The organism is Protofrankia sp. Cas3, from assembly GCF_963555955.1.
Taxonomy (GTDB): Bacteria; Actinomycetota; Actinomycetes; order Frankiales; family Frankiaceae; genus Protofrankia.
This window is the reverse complement of record NZ_CAUVXP010000228.1, coordinates 1-6,726: the sequence shown is the minus strand read 5'-3', so window position 1 is coordinate 6,726 and position 6,726 is coordinate 1. Positions and strand designations below refer to the sequence as shown.

Sequence of the window (6,726 nt, the reverse complement as noted above, 5' to 3'; positions counted from 1 at the left end):
CGCTGGTCGTGTCCGGCGCCGGCGTTGCACACCACGAGGTGGACGGGCATCGGGTCGAGACCACCCAGATCGCCCCGACGATCCTGGCCCTGCTCGGCCTGGACCCGGACGCGTTGCGGGCGGTACGGATCGAGCACACCCGGGCGTTGCCGCTGCGCTGAGGGATTTCTCCTCGCCAGGTCTGCGACAGCGGTACCTGAGGGCGGCCGGGACCACCCATTTCGGGTGGTCCCGGCCGCCGTCGGGAAAGGCCTCGACATCTGCCCGTGGGCACGCCGCGCCGGGGGCGCCGGAGTGGTCGTCATCGGCAGATGGTTAGATCATCAGGTGTTTGTTGTTGCATACCTGTCCGCTTTTGGTTGTGCTGTGTGCTATGGGGCCGGTTCGGTGCTGCAGTCGGTGGGCGCGCGCCGGCTTGTCACCGCCGGCGCGCTCGATCCGCGTCTGCTGCCACGGCTCGCGCGACAGCTGCCCTACCTGATCGGGCTGGCACTCGACCTTGTCGGTTGGCTGCTATCACTGGTGGCGGTGCGATCGCTGCCGCTGTTCGCGGTCCAGGCGACTCTCGCCGGCAGTGCCGGCGTCACCGCGGTACTGGCTGCGGTGTTCCTGCGCAGCCGTCCGGGACCGGCGCAACTGCGCGCGCTGGCGGCGCTCGGTGTCGGCCTGATTCTTCTTGCTCTCACCGCGCAGCCCGCGCCGCCGCGTCCGGTGGGCACCATCGCGACCATAGTGATCGCGCTATTCGTTCCCGTCCTGGTTGCCGCCAGCGCGGCGGCGGGCCGATCCCTGCGGGGAGAGCGCGCCGCTGTGGTGCTCGGAGCGCTGTCGGGGCTGGCGTTCGGCGGGACCGCGCTGTGTGCACGGGCGTTGGACGCCGATCACACCCTCGGCGCTATCCTCACCGACCCCCTTTCCTGGGCACTACTGGCCTACGGTCTGCTCGGGTTGAGTGCGTTCGGAGCCGCGTTGCAACGCGGCTCGGTGACGCTTGTCACCGCCAGCCAGGGCGCGGCGGAAACCCTCATCCCGGCCGCGATGGGGTTTGCGCTGTTGGGGGACCAGGTCCGTCCGGGCTGCCTCCCGCTTGCTGCGATCGGGTTCGTCGTCGCCGTGGCCGCAGCGGTCGAGCTGGCGATCCTCACCCCACCCGAGCAGCCGTCTGCGCCACCTCAGCCGGATTTGTTACCATCCGTCAGCCGGACACGGTGACTAAGAGCGACCGGCAATAGGGGACGCGGCGTCGCGGGGGTCGTCGACCCGGTTGGGGATGCGCGGGGATAGCTGTGCCATCGTTGCCACCATGGCGACAGGTCAACTCCAACAGAACGTGCTTCGGGACCGTGCTCGACGCGCAATGAGCAAGGTCCCGGAAGTGACGGCGTACTTCTGGATCACCAAGGTGCTGACCACCGGCATGGGGGAGACGACGTCGGATTACCTGGCCCACCAACTCAGCCCGATGATTGCCGTCGGTCTCGCCGGCGTGTGCTTGGCGGCCGCGCTGGCGCTGCAGTTCTACGTCCGTCGATATGTTGTCTGGATCTACTGGACGGCCGTTGTCATGGTCAGTGTGTTCGGCACGATGGCCGCCGATGTCCTGCATGTCGGATTTGGCATTCCGTATCTCGTGTCAACCGCCTTCTTCATGATCGCGCTGGCCGCCATCTTCACGGTCTGGTATATGAGCGAGAAGACCCTGTCCATTCACAGTATCCACACCCGTCGTCGTGAGGCGTTCTACTGGGCCACGGTCATGGCGACGTTCGCGCTCGGTACCGCCCTGGGAGACATGACCGCGACAACCGCGCACCTGGGCTATTTCTCCTCGGGTGTGATGTTTGCCGTCCTGATGGCCGTCCCGGCCCTGGCCTACCGGCTGGCTGGTCTGAACGGGATTTTCGCCTTCTGGTCTGCCTACATCGTGACCCGACCGCTCGGTGCCTCCTTCGCCGACTGGATGGGGGTGTCCCATGGTCGCGGTGGCCTTGAACTGGGCACCGGGCCGGTCAGCCTGGTTCTGGCGATTGTGATCGTCGGTTTCGTCAGCTTCCTGGCGGTGACCCGCAGGGACGTTACGCACCCGTCCGTGCCTGGCTGGCCCGTAACCCCCGCACGCGGCGACGATCCGGCGGATGCCGGCGGCGTCTTGTAGCGCGATCTAGTCGTACCGGCTCGTGGCGGAATCCGGCGAGCGGTCGGGCGCCGGATGACGCCCGACCGGAGTGCCGGTGGTTTCCTTTCCGTCTGTTGTCTAGCCGTCAGTCGGCTGGGTGCTCTGGTACCAGGGCGACCAGTATGAATGCCGGTGGTGGCTAGCGGCAGAGGGAGCGTCGTCGGCTGGGTTTCCGCTCCCGCTCCCACTGCCGCTCCCGACCGAGCCCGCCGACGGCGACTGTGTGGCGGTCGGAGCCGTGTTGGCGACGCTGTCGACCTTTCCAGACCAGCACGACTGCGATGAAACCCACGGCGTCGTGCCCTGCTGGGCGTACAGCATCCGGGCGCGGTTCCACTGCTCGGCAACGGAGGCGTTCTGCGGCAGACCGGTCCCGCCGACTGACTGCCACGTGCTGGGAAGGAACTGGAACAGTCCGCCGGCGCCTATCGAATTGACGATTGTCGGGTTGCCGCCGGACTCGCACTGAGCAATTGCCGACAACGTCTGGTCGTCCGACGGTGCCGCGCTGGCGGGCCCCGAGATTCCAATGCCGACACCGCCGACGGCGGCGGCGAGTGCCGGAATGGTGATGAGCGCGCGGGTGTATCTGCTGGTTGCTCTGCTGCCGCGATGGCGGGCGCGCGAACGGGACATATAAATGCCCTTTCCCCACGCCTACGAGGTGAGCTGTCGGGTTCGGGCTGGGAAATGCCCGGCCGCATCATGCGGCTTCACCCCAAGGACGCCCGCTGGCGCCCGGAAAGTGGTTCCCCCGCTCCTGCCGTTGGTTTGACGATCATCGGACGGGGCAGGACTCGGCGTGTTTCGTCCGATGCGCGCCCTCGTTGCGAAGGCACGGCGGAACCCTATCGGCTACCGCTGGTCGGCCGGCAAGGGGTGGTGAAGAAGCGCACAGTCGAACATCGACCATTGATTTCGGTACCGATCACCATTAATACGCGTGCGCGCGCGTTCATTTTAACCAGCCAGCATTGATGGAACGTTTCCGTGACATGGGAACCACATTTTGACGCAGAGCTTGGTGCGCTTTGTGGACAATCGGGTCGACCGGGTGGCGCCGACGGCGGGGCCGCCTACTCAAGGCCGGCGGATGCGCATCGGGTATCCACGAGCGCCGGATCTGTGCCGGCGTTGTCAGCGCCGGGCTGGTCACCGGCCGGGCCGGGAGCCTCGCCCAGATAGCTGGACGTGACGAGATCATAGCGCTGGCCGAGTTCGTCGGCCGTGCCCTCGACCCGCAGCCGGCCCCGGGAGAGCACGTAGCCCCGGTCCGCTATCTCGAGTGCCATCGGCACGTGCTGCTCGACGAGAAGAATCCCGCAGCCGGTGTCGTCGACGATCCGGCGCAGCACGGGGAGCAGGCGCTCGACGATGACCGGCGCCAGGCCGAGGCTCATTTCGTCGATCATGAGCAGTGCCGGTTCGGTCGCCAGCGCCCGGCCGAGCGCGAGCATCTGCTGCTCCCCGCCGGACAGCAGCCCGGCCGGGCGGCGCAGCAGGTCCGTCAGGGCCGGGAAGTAGGCGAGAGCACGCTCGGTGTGCGCGGCCCGACGGCCACCGGCGAGCCGCAGGTTCTCCCGAACGGTCAGGTCCATGAACAGTGCCCGGTCCTCGGGGACGTGCGCGAGGCCGCGTCGAGCGAGGACGTCCGGGCGGGCACCGGCGATCGAACGGCCCTGGAACCCGATCGTCCCGCCGATGACCGGTAGCAGACCGGATATGGTCAGCAAGGTGGTCGTCTTGCCGGCGCCGTTCGGACCCAGCAGAGCGACGATCTCACCGGCGTTGACCCGTAGGTCGAGCCCGTGCACCACCGGGATGCCGAGGTACCCGGCGTCGAGACGGCGGATGTCGAGCAGGGCGTCGGTCACGGCGTCCCTTCGTTTTCGGTCATATTGGTCATGTCAGCTATATCGGTCAGCTCGATCGAGTCGGCCGGCTGCCCGGCGTCCCGGTCGGTACCGGCCTCCGGGCTGGATCGGGTGCCGAGATACGCTGTGATCACTCGCTCATCCGAGCGGATCTCTTCCGGCGTGCCCCGAGCGATGATCTTTCCGAACTCCAGTACGTAGACCAGGTCGCAGGTGCCGAGCACGAGGCCCATGTCGTGGTCGACCAGCAACATGCCCAGGCCGGCGTCAGCCAGCCGGCGCAGTTGCGTGCCGAGCCGGGCGCTCTCGCCGGTGTCGAGTCCGGCGGCCGGCTCGTCCAGGCAGACCAGAAACGGCCGGGTGGCCAGCGCCCGCGCGACTCCGACGAGCTTGCGCTGCCCGTGCGAAAGCTCCGTGGGCAGCCGGTCAGCGACCGACCCGAGGTCGAGCGCGGCCAGCGCCTCGGCGACGGCGTCCGCTTGGCGGCGGACCGGCCGTACCGCGTCGGCGAGAAACGACCACCAGCGGGCGGGCTCGGCCGCGACCCGCAGGTTCTCCGCGACCGTCAGCTCGTCGAACAGTTCCACCGACTGCCAGGTGCGGCCGAGACCGGACCGCGCGCGCCGGTGCGCCGCCATCCGGTCCAGGCGGGTCCCACCGAACCGCATGGTGCCGCCGCTGATCGGTGTGAAGCCGGTCAGGGCATCCAGGAGGGTGGTCTTGCCGGCTCCGTTCGGGCCGATCAGACCGACCAGCCTGCCGGGTTCGACGGTCAGGCTCACACCGTCCACGGCGGTGAGACCCCCGTACCGTACGGTCAGCCCATCGACTGTCAGCGCCCCGGCGGAGGCCGCCGCGTTCGCCGGAGCCGTGCGGCCGGGACCGCTGAGCGTCGACGCCGAACGGCTGATCCCGCTGGTCGATCGGGTCACTTGGCACCTCCCACGACCGCATCGCCAGCCGGTCGCGTCCGAGCTCGCGTCCGGGGCCCAGCCGCGGGCCGATGCCGGCGCAGCAGGCCGTCGGCTGTCCGGGCGGTGTCACGCAGGGCTCCGGCGATTCCCTCCGGGTTCCCGACGGCGGTCAGCACCAGACCGATGCCGCCGATCAGCAGCGAGAATTCGCTGCCGACCCCGAAGACGGTCTGCGTCGTATAGAAGGCGACCCCACCGGTGGCCAGTAACCCGCCGATCACAGCACCGCTCACGCTGGTGATACCACCGAGGTAGGCGAAGGCCAGAACGGTGAGCGAGGTGAAGACGTCGAAGGTGGGCGCGGTCAGCGAACCGTACTGGTAGCCGATCATCGCTCCGGCGACTCCCGCAATGAAGGACGACAGCCCGAAGGCCAGGATTTTCGTCGCCGCCACGTTCACCCCGGCGGCGGCGGCCGCCCGCTCGTTGCCGCGGACGGCGAGCATGCGCAGGCCCGACGTACCGCGCCGGAGGTTGGACACGGCGAGGCCGAACAGCACCACGATGACCAGCAGTGCCAGCCCGAATCCGGCGCTGGGCAGCTTCCCGTCACCGAGAAAGAACGGATCGTTAGGGCCGAAGCGCAGGCCGAACAGGGCCGGCGAGCTTACCGGTGCGCCTGCGCCGCCCTTGCCCTCCACCCAGTCGTTCTTGAACACCAGCTCCTCGATGGCGACGGCGGCCGCCAGCGTCACCACTGCCAGGTTCACGCCGCGTACGCGCAGCGCCGGTACCGCGGCGGCGGCTCCGAAGACCGCGGCGACCAGCGCGGCCAGCAGTGGGGCGATCGGGAACGGGATGCCCGCCCCGTCGGCGAGTTTGCTGACCGCGAAACCGGCGACTCCGGCGATCGCCATCTGGCCCAACGAGATCTGGCCGACGAAGCCGACCAGCAGCACCAGCGACAGTGACAGCAGGACACCGATGAGACTGTTGATGATGGCCCCCCGCCAGCCGAAACTCAGCGTGCACAGGGCGATGGCGGTGACAGCGGCGGCGACGGTTGCCAGGGGCACCGCACCGCGTGGAGTGGGCGAGAAGGGCAGTCGGGCGAGGGCCGCCGAACCGCGTACCGGCAGGCTCCGGCCACGCACGAACATGATCCCGACGATGACCACGAATGGCAGCGCCTCCCGCACCCCGGGCAGGGGCTGCCCACTGACATGCGGCCACCACGTCCTGGTCTCCATGAAGGTGACCAGCGAACGTGACATCCCGAAGCCGAGACCGGCCAGCGCGGCCACCCCGAAGGAGGTGAAGTCCCCGGCGAGCGCCGCGCCGAGCGCGGGGATGACGGCGAGGGTGAGTACGGTGGGCTCCAGTGGCAGGAGGCCGCGCAGCAAGATGCCGATCGTCCCGGCGAGTACCGTGCCGATCACCCAGGTTGCGCCCGCCTGCCGGGACGGGGAGATGCCCAGCAGCAGCGCCCCCTTCTCGTTGCCGGCCGCGGCCCGGGTCGCCAGGCCGAACCGGGTGAACCGGAAGGCCGCCCACAGCGCGGTGGCAGCCAGCAGGGTCAGGCCCGCCAGGACGAGCCGGTCGTAGGGCACCCGTGCGCCGAACAGATGTGTTGTCCCGGTGGGCAGCACCCTGGGCACGCTCGGCCCGATGTCGCCGCCGAACCGGCGCACCACAACGGCTTCAAGAGTGAGCATCACGCCGACCGAGGCGATGACCTTCGCAAGCGGCGGCGCCGAGGACA

At 69.0% G+C, this 6,726-nt stretch carries 6 protein-coding genes and 1 riboswitch; of the genes, 2 read left to right on the top strand and 4 right to left on the bottom strand.

Features of this window, described 5'->3' with window-relative positions; genetic code table 11:
- The first annotated feature begins 387 nt into the window (after positions 1-387).
- Together U9983_RS25790 and U9983_RS25785 are read left to right on the top strand one after the other, a co-directional pair.
- Positions 388-1,212, top strand: coding sequence for a hypothetical protein (locus U9983_RS25790; protein ID WP_322756497.1), 825 nt, complete (start codon positions 388-390; stop codon positions 1,210-1,212).
- 91 nt (positions 1,213-1,303) lie between these two features.
- Complete coding sequence (locus U9983_RS25785; protein WP_416211546.1) at positions 1,304-2,155, top strand: hypothetical protein; 852 nt, start codon at positions 1,304-1,306, stop codon at positions 2,153-2,155.
- Between the two features lie 99 nt (positions 2,156-2,254).
- Here the strand turns inward: U9983_RS25785 and U9983_RS25780 are convergent, their stop codons facing one another.
- The 4 genes from U9983_RS25780 to U9983_RS25765 form a co-directional block, all read right to left on the bottom strand.
- A complete protein-coding gene (locus U9983_RS25780; protein ID WP_322756495.1) occupies positions 2,255-2,812 on the bottom strand; it encodes a transglycosylase family protein in 558 nt (185 codons plus the stop codon).
- Between the two features lie 4 nt (positions 2,813-2,816).
- Positions 2,817-2,989, bottom strand: a riboswitch (cyclic di-AMP (ydaO/yuaA leader).
- Positions 2,990-3,252: 263 nt separating this feature from the next.
- A complete protein-coding gene (locus U9983_RS25775; protein ID WP_322756494.1) occupies positions 3,253-4,050 on the bottom strand; it encodes an ABC transporter ATP-binding protein in 798 nt (265 codons plus the stop codon).
- Positions 4,047-4,982, bottom strand: a complete 936-nt coding sequence (locus U9983_RS25770; protein ID WP_322756493.1) for an ABC transporter ATP-binding protein — start codon at positions 4,980-4,982, stop codon at positions 4,047-4,049. The genes U9983_RS25775 and U9983_RS25770 overlap by 4 nt, the downstream gene beginning before the upstream one ends.
- A partial coding sequence (locus U9983_RS25765) for an ABC transporter permease (protein ID WP_322756492.1) occupies positions 4,979-6,726 on the bottom strand: 1,748 nt, incomplete at its 5' end. The genes U9983_RS25765 and U9983_RS25770, both read right to left, overlap by 4 nt.

Excerpts from the sequence above, each read along its gene's own strand:
- U9983_RS25780 (WP_322756495.1), bottom strand. The coding sequence starts at position 2,812 with ATGTCCCGTTCGCGCGCCCGCCATCGCGGCAGCAGAGCAACCAGCAGA.
- U9983_RS25785 (WP_416211546.1), top strand. The coding sequence starts at position 1,304 with ATGGCGACAGGTCAACTCCAACAGAACGTGCTTCGGGACCGTGCTCGA.